The following is a 15,171-nucleotide window of genomic DNA, read 5'->3' as shown; positions in this document are numbered from 1 at the left end:
GCGCTGGGGTCGGCTTCCGGCAGCGCGGAGGCCGGCCCGGTGCCGCCGCCGTGACCCGCGGGGCCGCCGACGGACGCCGCTGCCGCCGACGCAGCCGGGACGGCGGGAAGCGACACCACCGCCACCGCGCTGTCGACGCCGACCGTCGCGCGCTCGAGGACGACGAAGAAAGTGGCGGCGGGCGAGCCGGGTGCGCGCCGGGGCAGCTGGACGGCGGTCGTGGCACTGGACTGGCCGTCGGCGAGCGCGATGGTGCCGCTGGCGGGCAGGAAGTCGGTGCCGGCGTGGGCGGTTCCGTCGACCGTCCGGAAGGCGACGGACGCCGCACCCGCGGCGACCGTGCGCGTGACGGACACCCGGGCTGCGCTGCTGCCGCCCACGACGCTGTCGACGAAGACGCTGAGAGGCCCGGAGGCCGGCGCCACCGAGATCTCCGACGATGCCGTCGCGCGTCGCAGCGTCGATCCCGCCGTCGGCGTGAACGTCGCCGTGAGGGTCCGTGTCCCGGCGGCGGGCGCGGGCAGCTCCGCACGGGCGATGCCGGACGCGTCCACGGGCGCCGTGGTCGTCGCGCCCCCGTCGAAGGCGAACGAGACGGTGCCGCTGTCCGGAGGCCCGAGCAGGAACCGCGTGACCGTGGCCGTCACGGAGAGGGTGCCCGCGGCGGAAGCCGCCGTCGGGGCACCGATCGCGACCGCCGTGGCGTCGGTGCAGGCCGGCGCGGAACCGTCGATGGTCGCGACCGCGGCGCCCAGCGTCCAGGTGAGCGTCGGCTCGGCCAGTGCATCCACCGTCAGCAGCCACGCCCCGTGGTGGACGCCGGGCTGGAACGTCGTGGGCTGCCCGCGGTCGGCCCGGCCGGGCCCGAGGTCGTTGCTCCCGGAGCCCGCGGCGACCGCGACGGGGCTCGCCTCAGCCGACCGGTAGCCCAGCACGACGGTGCGGGAGGTCACCGCACCGAGGGGGGCGTCTTGCACGCAGTCGACGATCGGCGCGAGGGCCGGGATGCCCGCGGGCGGCGTCGCGGGCAGCGCCGCCCGAGCGGAGGTCTCCGCGACAGCGGCAAGCGGGAGGCCGACACTCACGAGTGACGCGACGCACGCAGCGAGGAGAGCGCACGCCACACGAATGCGGGCATGCGGAGGGGTCACGCGGCCACTCTAGCGGGCGGCCGCCGCCGCGCGCGCCTCCACGAAGGGGTCACGCGCCGGTCGTCACCACGAGGGGCAGGTCGTTGTCGCTTTCGCACGCCGCAAGCGACGACGACGTGCCCCTCGGCGGGTGCGAGCAGGCGCCGCGCGCGAGTGGAGGCGGGGAGGCGGTCAGTCGGCGTAGGCGCCGACCAGGCGCACCGCGCCGCCGTCCACGCCCTTGGCGCCCTGCTCGAAGCCGGCCAGGTCACGGGCAGCGGTCGAGACCGTGCCGACCGGCCAGGTCGGGATGCCGTCCGCCGCGATCGCTGCGGCGACGGCGGTCGCGGCCTCCGGTGCGACCACGGCGAACATGCCGATGCCGAGGTTCCAGGTGCCCTCCGCCGACTCCAACGTGCTCCCGGCGAGGTCGCTCAGCACCCGGAACACCGGGGTCGGCGACCAGGTGGAGCGGTCGACCTCCACCCACGATCCGACCGGGAGGACCCGAGCCAGGTTCGCGGCGATACCGCCGCCGGTGACATGGCTGAGCGAGTGCACGGCGCCGCTCAGCGACGGCTCCGCGAGCACCCGCAGCAGCGGCGACGTGTAGAGGCGCGTGGGCTCGAGCAACGCCTCACCGACCACGCCGCCGAAGTCGTCCGAGCGGTCGCCGAAGGCGATGGAGCGCTGCGCGAGGATGTGCCGCACGAGCGAGAAACCGTTCGAGTGCAGCCCGGACGACGCCAGCGCCAGCACCACGTCGCCGTCGCGCACACGGTCGGCGCCGAGCAGCTCGTCCGCCTCGACGGCGCCGACGGCCGCTCCGGCGACGTCGTAGTCGTCGGGCCCGAGCAGGCCGGGGTGCTCGGCCGTCTCGCCGCCGACGAGCGCCGTGCCGGTCGCCTCGCAGGCGCGAGCGATGCCGGCGACGATCGCGGCGATGCGCTCGGGCACGACCTTGCCGCAGGCGATGTAGTCGGTCATGAACAGGGGCCGGGCGCCCACCACGACGATGTCGTCGACGACCATGCCCACGAGGTCCTGACCGATCGTGTCGTGCTTGTCGAGGGCCTGCGCGATCGCGACCTTGGTGCCGACCCCGTCGGTGGAGGTCGCCAGCAGCGGCCGGCGGAACTCCTTGAGCGCCGACACGTCGAACATCCCGGCGAACCCGCCGACGCCGCCCAGCACCTGCGGGCCCTGGGTGCGCGCCACAGCCGCCTTCATCAGCTCGACGGCGCGGTCACCCGCGGCCGTGTCGACGCCGGCGGCGGCATAGGAAGCGGACGAGGATGCGGTGGGGTCGGTCACCGCTCCATGGTATCGGGCGAGGCGGGGGCCTCCGCCCGCGCTACTCCTGCCGCCCCGGGTCGCCGAAGCTCAGCAGGCGCTCGTACTCCGCATCCGGCCCCGGCTCGCAGCCGTCGCTCGTCGCGCTCGCGCCGTCGTCCGTCGGTGCGACCGTCTGCGCCGCCTCCTCCGGGCGCTCCAGCAGGTTCTTGCCCAGGTGGTGGGCGTCCGGGAGCTCGATGGGGTATTTGCCCGTGAAGCACGCCGTGCAGAGACGCTCACGCGGCTGGTCGGTCGCGGCGATCATGCCGTCCTCGGACAGGTAGCCGAGCGAGTCGGCACCGATCGACTGGCGCACCTCGTCCACGCCCAGGCCGGTCGCGATCAGCTCGGCGCGGGACGCGAAGTCGATGCCGTAGAAGCAGGGCCAGGTGATCGGCGGGCTCGAGATGCGCACGTGCACCTCGGCGGCGCCGGCCTCGCGCAGCATCGACACCAAGGCGCGCTGCGTGTTGCCGCGCACGATGGAGTCGTCGACCACGACGAGCCGCTTGCCCTTGATGACCTCCTTGAGCGGGTTCAGCTTGAGCTTGATACCGCGCTGGCGGATGGTCTGCGACGGCTGGATGAAGGTGCGGCCGACGTACGAGTTCTTGACCAGCCCCTGACCGAAGGGGATGCCGGACGCCTGGGCGTAGCCGATCGCAGCCGGGGTGCCGGACTCGGGCGTCGGGATGACGAGGTCGGCCTCCACCTCGTGCTCGCGGGCGAGCTGGCGGCCCATCTCGACGCGGGCCTCGTACACGCCGCGGCCGGCGATGGTGGTGTCGGGGCGCGCGAGGTAGACGTACTCGAACACGCAGCCCGCGCGCTTCTCGGCGGCGAAGCGCTGGGTGCGCAGGCCGTTCTCGTCGATGGCGATCAGCTCGCCGGGCTCCACCTCGCGCACGAAGCTCGCGCCGACGATGTCGAGCGCCGCGGTCTCGGAGGCCACGACCCAGCCGCGATCGAGGCGGCCGAGGACCAGCGGGCGCACACCCTGCGGGTCGCGCGCCGCGTAGAGGGTGTGCTCGTCCATGAAGACCAGGCAGAACGCGCCGCGCAGCCGGGGCAGCACCTCCAGTGCCGTGGCCTCGAGCGTGTGGTCGAGGTCGCCGGTGAGGAGCGCGGTGACGACGGCGGTGTCGGTCGTGTTGCCGCGGCTCAGCTCGCCGTCGAGCTGCGGGTAGCGGTCGTGCACGAGCTGCATGAGCTCGGCGGTGTTGGTCAGGTTGCCGTTGTGGCCGAGCGCGACAGTGCCGCTGGAGGTGCGGCCCAGCGTGGGCTGCGCGTTCTGCCAGCTGGATGCGCCGGTGGTGGAGTAGCGCGTGTGGCCGACGGCGATGTGGCCGGTCAGCGAGTTGAGCGCGTTCTCGTTGAAGACCTGGGAGACGAGACCCATGTCTTTGTAGATCAGGATCTTGCTGCCGTCGCTGGTCGCGATGCCCGCCGACTCCTGGCCGCGGTGCTGCAGCGCGTAGAGGCCGAAGTAGCTGAGCTTGGCGACCTCCTCGCCGGGAGCCCACACCCCGAAGACGCCGCACGCGTCCTGCGGGCCTTTCTCTCCGGGCAGAAGATCATGACTCAGACGACCGTCGCCTCCGGCCACAGCGGACCCCTTTCTCGAGGGTTGTCGGGATGTTCAGCTGTCGACGGACGGGCGCTGGTCGCTCGGCCGCGTGTCGCTCGGCTCGTCACCGTTCTGGGAACCGGTCTCGGAGTCGGGCAGGCGCACGTCGATTCTATCCGCCTGGACGGTGCGCGCCCGTCGGGTCGCAGCCCGGTCGATCAGGAGGGCGACCAGGGCGCCGAGGGCGACGCCGACGGTGGCGCAGATCGCCAGCAGGAATCCGAAGACGGCGGCGCGGTCGTAGGTCGGGTTCTCGGGGAACGAGTAGGTGAGGATGAGCGCGATGACCGCGAAGACGACGGCGCCGGTGATCATGAACCGGAAGTACCGCGGCGAGCGCTGCACCCGGACCGCCGCTTCGGTGACGGTGGCCTGCTCCTCGGGCTGCTGCTCGGGCTGCTGCTCGGGCTGCTGCCCCGGCTGCTGCCGCTGCTCGGGCTGCTGCTCCGGCCGCTGCCGCTGCCCGGGCTGCTGGCCCGCCCGCTGCTCGGCGGCCTCCCGCTCGGCAGCGGACGGGCGCTCCTCGGACCGCGGCTCCGCTTCGGGCTGCGGCTCGGGTTGCGGCTGGGACTCGCTCATGCCCTCCATTCTCGCGCACCGCACCTGAGCGCCCGCCCACCACCCACAGGGGACGCGGCACGCCGCCACCGCTCATCCTGAACGGCGTGTTGCGTCCCCTGTCCGGCGAGACGGAGGGGACGCGGGAGGGACGAGGTCAATAGCGCAGGGGGAGGAGGCCCTCGAGGGAGGCGCGTTGGCCCGACGCGTGGACCGAACCGGAGGCCAGTGCATCGGCCCAGGAACGGCTCCCGGACGCCAGCGCGAGCCAGGTGGCCGCGTCGGTCTCGATCACGTTCGGGGGTGTGCCGCGGGTGTGACGCGGGCCCGGGATGCACTGCACAGCTCCGAACGGCGGCACCCGGACCTCCACGGTATTGCCCGGTGCCCGCTCGGCCAGCAGCTGCAGGAGGTAGCGCACGGCCGTCGCCGTCGTGTCGCGGTCGGCGCCGCCGCCCAGCGCGGCGCGCACGGCCGCGCCGCCCTCCTCCACAGGAATCTTCGCTCTGGCCATATCCACATCCTTCCACCGAGGGTCCGCGTCGCTCCGCGGCGACCTCTAGCATTGGTCGCGTGAAGATTCTGGTCCTCGGTTCCGGTGCCCGCGAGCACGCCATCATCACCGCACTGCTGGCCGAGGAGGCCGGGCATTCGATCGTGGCCGCCCCCGGCAACGCGGGGATCGCGGCGGATGTCGCCGTGGAGCCCGGGCTCGATCCGCTCGACGGCGCCGCGGTGGCCGAGTACGTGATCGAGAACGGCGTGGAGCTCGTCGTCATCGGCCCGGAGGCTCCCCTCGTCGCCGGTGTCGCCGACCCGCTCCGCACGCGCGGCATCCCGGTGTTCGGTCCCGGTCGTGCGGCCGCGCAGCTCGAGGGCTCCAAGACTTTCGCCAAGCGGATCATGGAGGAGGCCGGCGTGCCGACCGGCCGAGCCGTCCGTGCGAGCACGCTCGCGCAGGCCGAGGGCGCGCTCGACGAGTTCGGGGCGCCCTACGTCGTGAAAGCCGACGGTCTCGCGGCCGGCAAGGGCGTCATCGTGACCTCCGACCGCGCCGCCGCGGTGGAGCACGCGCGCCACTATCTCGCCCAGGGCGGCGTCCTCGTCGAGGAGTTCCTCGACGGCCAGGAGGTCTCGCTCTTCCTGGTCAGCGACGGCCACACCGTGCTGCCGCTCAGCCCGGCCCAGGACTACAAGCGCCTCCTCGACGGCGACGGCGGGCCGAACACCGGAGGCATGGGCGCATACTCGCCGCTGCCGTGGCTGCCCGAGAACTTCGTGGACGAGGTCATCGACACGATCGCCCTGCCGACCGTGCGGCAGCTCGCCGCCGAGCAGACGCCGTTCATCGGACTCCTCTACTGCGGGCTGATCGTCACGTCCTCGGGCATCCGCGTGATCGAGTTCAACGCGCGCTTCGGCGACCCGGAGACGCAGGTCGTGCTGCCGCGGCTGGTCACCCCGCTCTCCTCGCTCTTGTACGCGGCGGCGACCGGCGGCCTGGGCGGCATGCCGCGCCCCGAGTTCGCGCTCGACACCGCGGTGACGGTCGTGCTCGCGAGCGAGGGGTATCCGGAGGCTCCGCAGACCGGGCGCCCCATCACCGGCCTCGACGAGGCGGCGCAGGTGCCCGAGGTCACGATCGCGCACGCCGCGACCGCACTCGACCCCGAGACCGGCGCACTGCTGGCGACCGGAGGGCGGGTGCTCTCGGTGGTCGCGCGGGGCACCACGTTCGACGAGGCGCGCGAGCGCGCGTACGACGCGATCGCCCGCATCGAGCTCCCCGGCTCGCAGTACCGCACCGACATCGCCGCCCGGGTCGCGCGCTCCTGACCCGGCTCCCCGGCACCGCACGCACCGGCCGCATCGGACGCACCGCCGAGTACGCCGAAAGTCCGGCCAAAACAGTCGAGTACGCAGACAATCGGCGCACTCGACGGGCGGTCGCCGGCTCAGAACATCGCTAGCCGAGGAGGCGGGTGAGGAAGGGGTTGCGGAAGCGACCCTCCGGATCGAGCCGGTCCGCGAGCGCGCGGAACGCGTCGAGCCGCGGGTAGAGGCCCGGGACGACACCGTCGAGATCGACGTACAGCTTGCCCCAGTGCGGCCGCGCGCCCAGAGGCAGGAGGGCGGCCTCCAGCGCGGGCAGCACGGACTCGACCCCGGCCTGGTCGCGCAGCCACGTGAAGTGGAGGCCGACCACGTCGGTCCCGAACGCGCTCGAGAGCCACAGGTCGTCGGCGGCGACGGTGCGGATCTCGCTGATCTGCAGCAGCGGCGCGATCAGCGGGCCGAGCTCGCGCACGGCGCGGATCGCCTCCACCGCCCTGGCACGCGGCACCAGGTACTCCGACTGGATCTCCTCACCGTTCGAGGGGGTGAACTCGAAGCGGAAATGGGCCAGCCGCTCGCTCCACGGACCGACCACGCCGAGCTGCTGCGTGGTGTTCCTGACGTCCATCGTCGCGATCATGTGCCGCGCCTCGGTGAGCGCGGCAGCGCCGAAGAAGTCGTCGCCGACCGTGGTCGCGACGCCGTCGAGCTCCTTGAGCCAGGCCAGCGAGACGGACTCTTCGTGCCACGTCGTGAACAGCGAGACGCTGTAGGCGGCCGAGGTGACCTCGTCGAAGCGGTCCGTCACCGCCTCCCAGGGCAGACCGGCGAAGAGCCGCTGGCGGACATCGAACGTCGGCCGGATGTCGAGGGTGACCTCGGTCACCACGCCGAGTGCGCCGAGCGAGACCGCCGCGCCCGCGAACTCCCGATCGCCCCGCGTGAAGTCCACCGTCTCGCCGGAGGCGGTGAGGATGCGCAGACCGGCCACTGCGGACGAGAGGTTGCCGTTGCGGTCCCCGGAGCCGTGGGTGGCGGTGGCGATCGCGCCGGCCACCGAGATGTGCGGCAGGGAGGCGAGGTTGTGCAGTGCCCAGCCCTCTGCCTGGAGGTCGCGGGCGAGGTCGCCGTACCGCACGCCTCCGCCCACGGTGACCGTGCGCGACTCCGCGTCGACGCGGATGCCGGCCGGGAGCGCCGCTGTGCTCACGAGCACGCCGTCGGTGTCGGTGTCGGCGAGGTCGTTGAACGAGTGCCTGCTGCCGAGCGCCCGGACCTTCGGCGCGCTCGTCACGACGTCACGCAGTTCGTCGAGGCTCTGCGGCTGCACGATTCGCGCCCGGTACTCGTAGTTCCCCGCCCAGTTCTTCTCGCTCACTCGGGTCTCCTCCTCGCGTCGGCGCGCCCGTCGGCGGGCGGAGCCGTACGCCCAGTCTACGGATGTGAACGTGCACATTCCGCCCGCGAGTGCAGGACGAAATCGGTCATTGCCGGGCCGAGTACGCGTGTGTATCGTCTGCCGTGAAAGCGGGAGCGACCCGCAGACGGAGGCGCGAGATGGCTGAATTCGAATACGGTCCGGCGGAGTTCATCGTCGCCCAGTTCGACAACGACAGACCGTCCCCCGGCGTGGTGCAGGCCATCCTCGACCTGGTCGAGAGCGGCACTCTGCGACTGCTCGACCTCCTCTTCGTCACGCGTCACGACGATGGCAGCGTCGACATCGTGGAACTCGAGGAGATCGGTGACGAGATCGGCATGGCCGGGGTCACCCTCGAGGCGAGCGGGCTCGCCGGCGACGAGGACGTCGACTCGATCGCCGAGCTGATCGAGCCGGGGACCACCGGAGCGGTCCTCGTGATCGAGCACCTGTGGGCGAAGGACCTCGCCAGCAGGTTTTTCCAGGCCGGCGGACTGGTGGTGCACAGTGAGCGCATCCCAGCGCCGGTGGTCAACGCCGTCGTCGCGGAGGACTTCGAGGCGTTCATCGAGTCGGACACCGTGCCGGACAACCAGCCGGTCGAGAGCTAGGGAGCAGACATGCCATTGGGACGCATGGGACGACCCGGACTGATCGGGATGGCCGCGCGCACCGCGGTCGTCGCCGGAACCGCGACGGCGGTCTCGGGCAACGTGCAGCGACGCCAAGCGCAGCGCGCGCAAGACAAGTACGACCAGCAGCAGTACGAGGCGGACCAGCAGCAGGCGCAGATGCAGCAGATGGCCCAGCAGGCTGCCGCCCAACAGGCCGCGCAGCAGCAGGCGGCGCAGCAGCAGGCGGCCGCCGCCGCTCCGGCCGCCGCACCGAGTGCCGCCGACGACATGATGGCGCAGCTGCAGCAGCTCGCCACGTTGCACTCGCAGGGCATCCTGTCGGACGACGAGTTCTCGGCCGCGAAGGCGAAGCTGCTCGCCTGACGGCGTCCGGCTCGGCGCGGGCACGACCAGGCAGCGGGCATCGCGCCCGCGGTCCGGTCGCGGTCGCGGGCAGAGCCGTCGCCGCCTCTACGATGGACGGGTGAGCGAACTGGCAGGCTGGAAACACGTCTACTCCGGGAAGGTCCGCGACCTGTACGTTCCCGAGGGGGCGGACGGCTTGGCGGACACCGACGCCGTGCTGGTGGTGGCCTCCGACCGCGTCAGCGCGTTCGATCATGTGCTCGAGCCAGGGATCCCGGGCAAGGGCGAGCTGCTCACGACGCTGAGCCTCTGGTGGTTCGACCGCCTGCACGGTGTGCCCAACCACCTGATCCCCGACCACCGCTTGGATGGCGAGCGGATCGTGGAGCGGATTCCCGCGGAGGTGTCCGGCCGGGCGATGCTCGTGAAGCCGCTGGACATGTTCCCCGTCGAGTGCGTCGTGCGCGGGTATCTCACCGGCAGCGGGTGGGCCGAGTACCAGCAGACGCAGAGCGTCTGCGGCGTGCCGCTCCCGCCCGACCTCACCGACGGCGATCGTCTGCCCGAGCCGATCTACACGCCCGCGTGGAAGGCTCCGCTCGGCGAGCACGACGAGAACATCAGCTTCGAGCGCACAGTCGAGCTCGTCGGTCCCGAGGTCGCCGAGGAGCTGCGGCGACTCTCGCTCGAGGTGTACGCTCGCGGGTCCGCGATCGCGGAGGACCGGGGCGTCATCATCGCCGACACGAAGTTCGAGTTCGGCGCCGACCGGACCACCGGCGAGATCACCCTCGCCGACGAGGTGCTCACCAGCGACTCGAGCCGGTACTGGGACGCCCACGTTTTCGCGACCGCGGCGACACCGCGCGAGCGGATGGCGAGCTTCGACAAGCAGATCGTCCGCGACTGGCTGACCGCGAACTGGGACAAGTCCGGGACGCCGCCCGAGCTGCCCGCCGAGATCGTCGCCCGCACGGCCGACCGCTACCGCGAGCTGCTGCAGCGGCTGACCGGCGAGTAGGGCGAGCACTGCCGCGCAGGCGAGCGGGAAACCACCACGCCGCTGCCGCCGCCTCCCACCTCGGTCAGCCGGCAGGCGCGACAGCTGCGGGCGCCGTACCGCCGCGCTCGGCCTCCCGGGCGTCGAGTCGGCCGCCGATCGCCCGGAGCGCCGCGAGGATCGTCGCGAGGTCCACGAGCTCCTGGATGAGCGCACCGGCCGTCGCCGGGATGAAGCCGAACGCGGCGATCACCATCAGCACGACCGAGACGATGATCCCGAGCCAGATGCTCTGGAGCGCGATGCGCACCGTGTCCGCGCCGATCCGCACCGCGCGCGCGACACCGTAGACGTCGTCCACGAGGATGACCGCGTCGGCCGACTCGCTCGCCGCCGTCGCGCCCTTCGCGCCCATCGCTATCCCGACGTCGGCTGCTGCGAGCACGGGCGCGTCGTTCACACCGTCGCCGACCATGATCACCGGCCGCTCCGCGATTCCCGCGACCTCCGCGACTTTGTCGGCGGGCAGACACTCCGCGCGCACCGCGGCTATTCCGAGCTCGGACGCGATGTGCTCCGCCGTCTCCCGCGCGTCGCCGGTGAGCATCATCGTGTTCGTGACGCCGAGCGCCGCGAGCTCGTGGAGTGTGGTGACCGCGTCGTCGCGCAGCCGGTCGCTGGCGAGCAACGCCCCGGCATAGCGCCCGCCGATGGCCACGTAGACGGCGAGCTCCCCCGGCGCGATCGTCGTGCGCCGCGCGTCGGGCGCGTGCTCCGCGACGAACGCGAACTTGCCCACCACGACCTCGCGGCCGCCGATCTCGGCGACGACCCCGTTCGTCGCCGCCTCCTGCGCCGATGCCGCCTCGTGCAGCGGGAGCCCACGGTCGCGTGCTGCTCGGATGAAGGACGCCGCCAGCACGTGCGACGAGTACTGTTCCGCGCTGGCGACTGTGGTCAGGAGCTCGTCGGCCCCGAACGGCGGCTCCGGCCGCACTGCAGTCAGGGCGGGCGCCCCGTAGGTCAGCGTGCCGGTCTTGTCGAAGACCGCCGTGCGCGCTCGCGCCAACTGCTCGAGCACGCCGCCGGACTTCACGATGATGCTGTTGCGCGCGCTCCGGCTCATGCCTCCGATGAAGGCCACCGGAGCCGCGATCAGCAGCGGGCACGGCGTCGCGAGCACGAGTACCTCGGCGAACCGCACCGCCTCGCCGCTCAGCCACCACGCCAGCGCCGCGAGCGCCAGGGAGAACACGGTGAACGGCACGGCGTAGCGATCGGCCAGCCGCACCACCGGCGCCTTGCTCTCGGCCGCCTGTGCGACCAGCGCGACGATCTGCTGATATTGGGAGGACGCAGCGGTCGACGCCGCGCGCATCTCGACGGCCTCGTGTCCGTTGACCGAACCGCTCAGCACCTCGTCGCCCGGCGACTTCTCGACCGGGATGCTCTCGCCCGTGATCGACGCCTGGTCGAACGTCGCATGTTCGGACAGCAGAACGCCGTCGACCGGCACGATCTCCGACGGCCGCACCAGCAGTCGGTCGCCGACGATCACCTGGTCGACCGGTACCTCCTCGTAGCCGCCGTCGACCACCCGGTGCGCGAGCTGCGGCGCACGCGTCAGCAGGGCGTCGAGCTCACGTTTCGCTCGGCGGTTCGCATAGTCTTCGAGCGCGTCGCCGCCGGTCAGCATGAGAACGACGATCAGCGCCGCGACGTACTCGCCGACCAGCACGGTGGCGACGATCGCCGTGATGGCGAGGATGTCGAGACCGAACCTCCCGCGCGCCATGGCGCGCACCATCCCGACGGCCTGCCACAGGGCGAAGGCCAGCGCGTACACGCTGAAGATCCACTGCACGAGCCAGCCGGCTCCGGCGAGCGCCAGAACGATGCCGACCACCCCGACGCCGAGCGTCAGCGTGACGACCCAATAGCGGCGAGCCAGCTTCGCGATTCGTCTCATCGGACCTCCCGCCTCAATCCTTGGGCAGGCGCAGCGCGGGGAGAAGACCCAATCACGATCTGTGGAACCTTCGTGTCGCGCGGCGACAGTGGAGGACTTCCGGGTCCACCCGCATTCCCCCCGGCGCATGCGCGCGACGGTAGCGTCGCGACTATGGACACGACCACCGCACCCCCCGACACCGCCGCCCTCCCCAGCGCCGCCGTCGCCGACGCCGCCGTCCGGCTCGGCATCCCGGTCGCGGTCGCGCCGGTCGGGCTTCGCGCCCTCCTCCCCGGCCGCCCGTTCCAGGGCCCCGCTGCCCCCGTCACGCACCTCGGCAGCGTCGACGTCCTGCTCGAGACCATCGACGATGCGCCCGACGGAGCAGTGCTCGTCGTCGACAACGGCGGCCGTCACGACGAGGCGTGCGTCGGCGACCTCATGCTCCTCGAGGCGAAGCTCGCGGGGATGGCGGGCGCGGTGATCTGGGGGCTGCACCGCGACACGGCGCAGCTGCGCGAGATCGGCCTCCCCGTCTTCAGCCTGGGCGCGCATCCGTTCGGCCCGCGCCGCGTTCCGCCCGCGGGCACGGCGATGCGCAGCGCATTCCTCGACGGCGTCGCCGTCCGTCCGGACGACTGGATCGTGGCGGACGACGACGGAGTGCTCGTCGTCGGCGACGGCCACCGCGACGAGCTGTTCGCGGAGGCTCGTCGCATCCAATCGGTCGAGGGCGCCCAGGCCGCGCGGATGCGCGCCGGACGCTCGTTGCGCGAACAGCTCGACTTCAGCCGCTACCGCGAACGGCAGGCCGCAGACCCGACCCTGACCCTGCGGCGCTACCTCGCCGAGACCGGCGGCGCGATCGAGACCTGAGCCCTGCGTCGCCCGCCGTGAAATTTTGTCGACGTCCCGGCTGTTGAAACCCCCATGCCCGAACTCCTGCCCGCCGACTCCGCGATGGGAGCGGTGACGCTGCGCGTCGCCGACCTCGACGCGATGACCGCCTACTACCGCGACGCCGTCACGCTCTCCGTGCTGGCCGCAGAGGGCGGCCGGGTGATCCTGGGCCGCGGCACGACGCCGTCCGTGATCCTGGAGCACGCCCCCGAGCTCACGCACGCGTCCCCCGGCGAAGCCGGCCTGTTCCACACCGCGATCCTGTTCGACAGCCAGGAGACCCTCGCCGCAGCGGTGTACTCGGTCGCACGGCGCGCGCCGGGCACGTTCACCGGCAGCGCCGACCACCTGGTCTCGCAGGCGTTCTACTTCACCGACCCGGAGGGCAACGGCGTCGAGCTGTACTGGGACCGCGACCGCAGCCAGTGGAGCTGGACGCACGGACAGGTGGAGATGGACACCCTCTACCTCGATCCGAACGCGTTCCTGCGCGAGCACCTCACCGACCGGGGCGCTGCGCTGGCGGAGGCCGTGCCCGGCGCCGCGGGCGACGACCCGCGCTTCGGCGACGCGGCCGTCGGGCACGTGCACCTCTCGGTCGGCGACGTCGCCACCGCGCGCGCCTTCTACGTCGACCGGCTGGGGTTCGAGACCACGGCCGCTCTCGGATCGTCGGCCCTGTTCGTCTCGGCCGGCGGCTACCACCACCACATGGCGATGAACACCTGGAACAGCCGAGGCGCCGGCGCACGCCGTCTCGCCCTGGGCCTCGGCGAGGTGGAGTTGCGGCTCCCCTCCGCCGACGACGTCGGCGCCCTGACCGAACGGATGCGGCACTACGGGGTGCAGACACGTGACGACGGCCGTTCGGTCGCGTTCGACGACCCGTGGGCCAACGCCGTGCGCGTCGTCGCCGAGCGGTAACGGAGGAGCTCGGCGCCGGCGCGCCGGTGTAACGCAGTGAAGGGAGGACTCCCGGGCCTGATCGGCTCGGGAGTCCTCCCTTCGTCACTTCCGTGCGGCGCGGCGCACGGGGTTCAGTCGGTCGCGGGCGCGGCGTGGACTCCGTGGTGCTCGTCGCCGTCGCGCACCGCTTCGACCGTTTCGGCCGCGTGCGCGCCGTGCTGGACGGCATCCACGGGCGCGGCGGCCGCATGCGCGCCGTGAGCGGCCGCACCCGGTCCCCACGCGGGCGGGCGGGGCTTCTCCCACCAGATCACGATGAGGGCTCCGAGAAGCGCCACCGCGGCGGGAAGCAGCAGCGCCTCCGACATCGCCTGGGTGAATCCCGCGTGCAGGAAGGTCGGCAGCTCCGTGCCCGTGGTCGTGGTCGGCGCAGCACCTCCCGGAGCCTTCGGGAGGTCGACGGCGAGGCGGCCGGTGATGAGGGCGGAGATCGACGCGCTGCCGAGCACGGCGCCGATCTGGCGCGTCGTGTTGAAGACGCCCGACCCGGCCCCGGCCTGGTTCATCGGGAGGTTGCGGGTCGTCGTCGCGGAGATGGGGCCCCAGACGCCCGACATCGCGATGCCGAGCAGTGCGCTCGGGATCAGCAGCCACCAGATGCTGATGTCCGGCGTGAGCATGCGGGAGTAGAGGAACAGCGACAGGGAGAAGAGCACCAGGCCCGGGGTGGCGACCCACTTGGGGTTGATCTTGTCGATCAGGCGGCCCATCACCGGCGCGAGCACGCCGGAGAACACCGCGGTCGGGGCGAGCATCAGCGCCGATTCGGTCGGAGTGAGCCCGCGGACGGTCTGGAAGTAGAACACCAGCGGCAGCGCCATGCAGGTCACGGCGAAACCGACGGCCGTGATCGCGCCGTTGCTGAGCGAGAAGTTGCGGTCGCGGAACAGCGGGAGCGGCAGCAGCGGCTCCTTCTTGTTGAGCGCCTGCCAGACCACGAACGCGATCAGCACGACGATTCCGGCGATGATCAGGCCCCACACCGAGAACGGGCCGCCGCCGATCGTGCCCCAGTCGTAGGTGCCGCCCTCCTGGATGCCGAAGACCACCAGGAACATGCCGCCGGCCGAGAGGATCACGCCGAGGATGTCGAAGGCGTGCGTGTGCGTCGGCAGCGTGGGCACGAGGCGCACGGCGAGGATGAACGCGACGATGCCGACCGGCACGTTGATGAAGAAGATCCACTCCCAGCCGAGCCAGTCGACCAGCACGCCGCCCAGCAGCGGGCCGATCAGGGTCGCGACACCGGCGACCGCGCCCCAGAGACCCATCGCGGCGCCCCGGCGGTCGGGCGGGAAGATCCGGGTGATGACGGCCATGGTCTGGGGGGTCATCAGCGCGGCGCCGAGGCCCTGCACCACACGTGCGGTGATCAGCATCCCGATGCCGCCTCCCGGCATCGCGCCGGAGAAGCCGCACCAGGCGGAGGCCAGCGTGAAGATCACGAGGCCGATCAGGTAGATGTTCT

General features: G+C 72.2%; 14 protein-coding genes. 6 read left to right on the top strand and 8 right to left on the bottom strand.

What is annotated here, in order from left to right; translation table 11 throughout:
- The 5 genes from Q0Q23_RS17940 to Q0Q23_RS17920 all read right to left on the bottom strand — a co-directional run.
- A partial coding sequence (locus Q0Q23_RS17940) for a Calx-beta domain-containing protein (protein WP_295127381.1) occupies positions 1-1,151 on the bottom strand: 1,151 nt, incomplete at its 3' end.
- A 171-nt stretch (positions 1,152-1,322) separates the two neighbouring features.
- A complete protein-coding gene (gene purM / locus Q0Q23_RS17935; RefSeq protein ID WP_295127378.1) occupies positions 1,323-2,444 on the bottom strand; it encodes a phosphoribosylformylglycinamidine cyclo-ligase in 1,122 nt (373 codons plus the stop codon).
- A gap of 40 nt (positions 2,445-2,484) precedes the next feature.
- Complete coding sequence (purF, locus tag Q0Q23_RS17930; protein ID WP_295127375.1) at positions 2,485-4,071, bottom strand: amidophosphoribosyltransferase; 1,587 nt, start codon at positions 4,069-4,071, stop codon at positions 2,485-2,487.
- Between the two features lie 33 nt (positions 4,072-4,104).
- A complete protein-coding gene (locus Q0Q23_RS17925; protein ID WP_295127372.1) occupies positions 4,105-4,671 on the bottom strand; it encodes a hypothetical protein in 567 nt (188 codons plus the stop codon).
- A 136-nt stretch (positions 4,672-4,807) separates the two neighbouring features.
- Entirely contained in the window at positions 4,808-5,164 is a 357-nt protein-coding gene (locus tag Q0Q23_RS17920) for a sterol carrier family protein (protein WP_295127369.1), read from the bottom strand.
- A gap of 59 nt (positions 5,165-5,223) precedes the next feature.
- Here Q0Q23_RS17920 and purD point away from each other — a divergent pair, with 59 nt between their 5' ends.
- The gene (gene purD, locus Q0Q23_RS17915) at positions 5,224-6,486 is read left to right on the top strand and encodes a phosphoribosylamine--glycine ligase (RefSeq protein WP_295127366.1); all 1,263 of its coding nucleotides are present in this window, start codon (positions 5,224-5,226) and stop codon (positions 6,484-6,486) included.
- A gap of 130 nt (positions 6,487-6,616) precedes the next feature.
- Here the strand turns inward: purD and Q0Q23_RS17910 are convergent, their stop codons facing one another.
- Positions 6,617-7,864 carry an FAD-binding protein gene (locus Q0Q23_RS17910; RefSeq protein ID WP_295127363.1) on the bottom strand — a complete coding sequence of 416 codons (1,248 nt, stop codon included), beginning with the start codon at positions 7,862-7,864 and terminating at the stop codon, positions 6,617-6,619.
- 179 nt (positions 7,865-8,043) lie between these two features.
- Here Q0Q23_RS17910 and Q0Q23_RS17905 point away from each other — a divergent pair, with 179 nt between their 5' ends.
- The 3 genes from Q0Q23_RS17905 (at position 8,044) to Q0Q23_RS17895 (ending at position 9,907) form a co-directional block, all read left to right on the top strand.
- Positions 8,044-8,517 carry a DUF6325 family protein gene (locus tag Q0Q23_RS17905; RefSeq protein ID WP_295127360.1) on the top strand — a complete coding sequence of 158 codons (474 nt, stop codon included), beginning with the start codon at positions 8,044-8,046 and terminating at the stop codon, positions 8,515-8,517.
- 9 nt (positions 8,518-8,526) lie between these two features.
- On the top strand, positions 8,527-8,904 hold the full coding sequence (locus Q0Q23_RS17900) for an SHOCT domain-containing protein (RefSeq protein ID WP_295127357.1): 378 nt from the start codon (positions 8,527-8,529) through the stop codon (positions 8,902-8,904).
- A gap of 100 nt (positions 8,905-9,004) precedes the next feature.
- Positions 9,005-9,907: a phosphoribosylaminoimidazolesuccinocarboxamide synthase gene (locus tag Q0Q23_RS17895; protein ID WP_295127354.1), complete on the top strand. Its 903-nt coding sequence runs from the start codon at positions 9,005-9,007 to the stop codon at positions 9,905-9,907.
- Between the two features lie 64 nt (positions 9,908-9,971).
- Here Q0Q23_RS17895 and Q0Q23_RS17890 read toward each other — a convergent pair whose 3' ends face one another.
- The gene (locus Q0Q23_RS17890; protein WP_295127352.1) at positions 9,972-11,855 is read right to left on the bottom strand and encodes a heavy metal translocating P-type ATPase; all 1,884 of its coding nucleotides are present in this window, start codon (positions 11,853-11,855) and stop codon (positions 9,972-9,974) included.
- A 153-nt stretch (positions 11,856-12,008) separates the two neighbouring features.
- On the opposite strand from Q0Q23_RS17890, the gene Q0Q23_RS17885 reads away from it, so the two are divergent.
- Positions 12,009-12,713, top strand: a complete 705-nt coding sequence (locus Q0Q23_RS17885; RefSeq protein WP_295127349.1) for an RraA family protein — start codon at positions 12,009-12,011, stop codon at positions 12,711-12,713.
- A 54-nt stretch (positions 12,714-12,767) separates the two neighbouring features.
- Positions 12,768-13,661: a VOC family protein gene (locus Q0Q23_RS17880; RefSeq protein WP_295127346.1), complete on the top strand. Its 894-nt coding sequence runs from the start codon at positions 12,768-12,770 to the stop codon at positions 13,659-13,661.
- Between the two features lie 113 nt (positions 13,662-13,774).
- On the opposite strand, the gene Q0Q23_RS17875 is transcribed toward Q0Q23_RS17880, so the two are convergent.
- A partial coding sequence (locus Q0Q23_RS17875; protein WP_295127343.1) for a DHA2 family efflux MFS transporter permease subunit occupies positions 13,775-15,171 on the bottom strand: 1,397 nt, incomplete at its 5' end.

This window comes from uncultured Leifsonia sp., assembly GCF_945957465.1.
In the GTDB taxonomy this organism is placed as follows: domain Bacteria; phylum Actinomycetota; class Actinomycetes; order Actinomycetales; family Microbacteriaceae; genus Leifsonia.
This window is presented reverse-complemented; position numbering and strand designations above follow the sequence as displayed.

What these genes read in the sequence shown, in the direction of transcription:
- Q0Q23_RS17920 (WP_295127369.1), bottom strand. Translation starts at nt 5,164, where the DNA reads ATGGCCAGAGCGAAGATTCCTGTGGAGGAGGGCGGCGCGGCCGTGCGC.
- Q0Q23_RS17890 (WP_295127352.1), bottom strand. Translation starts at nt 11,855, where the DNA reads ATGAGACGAATCGCGAAGCTGGCTCGCCGCTATTGGGTCGTCACGCTG.
- Q0Q23_RS17900 (WP_295127357.1), top strand. Translation starts at nt 8,527, where the DNA reads ATGCCATTGGGACGCATGGGACGACCCGGACTGATCGGGATGGCCGCG.
- Q0Q23_RS17880 (WP_295127346.1), top strand. Translation starts at nt 12,768, where the DNA reads ATGCCCGAACTCCTGCCCGCCGACTCCGCGATGGGAGCGGTGACGCTG.
- Q0Q23_RS17925 (WP_295127372.1), bottom strand. Translation starts at nt 4,671, where the DNA reads ATGAGCGAGTCCCAGCCGCAACCCGAGCCGCAGCCCGAAGCGGAGCCG.
- Q0Q23_RS17905 (WP_295127360.1), top strand. Translation starts at nt 8,044, where the DNA reads ATGGCTGAATTCGAATACGGTCCGGCGGAGTTCATCGTCGCCCAGTTC.
- Q0Q23_RS17885 (WP_295127349.1), top strand. Translation starts at nt 12,009, where the DNA reads ATGGACACGACCACCGCACCCCCCGACACCGCCGCCCTCCCCAGCGCC.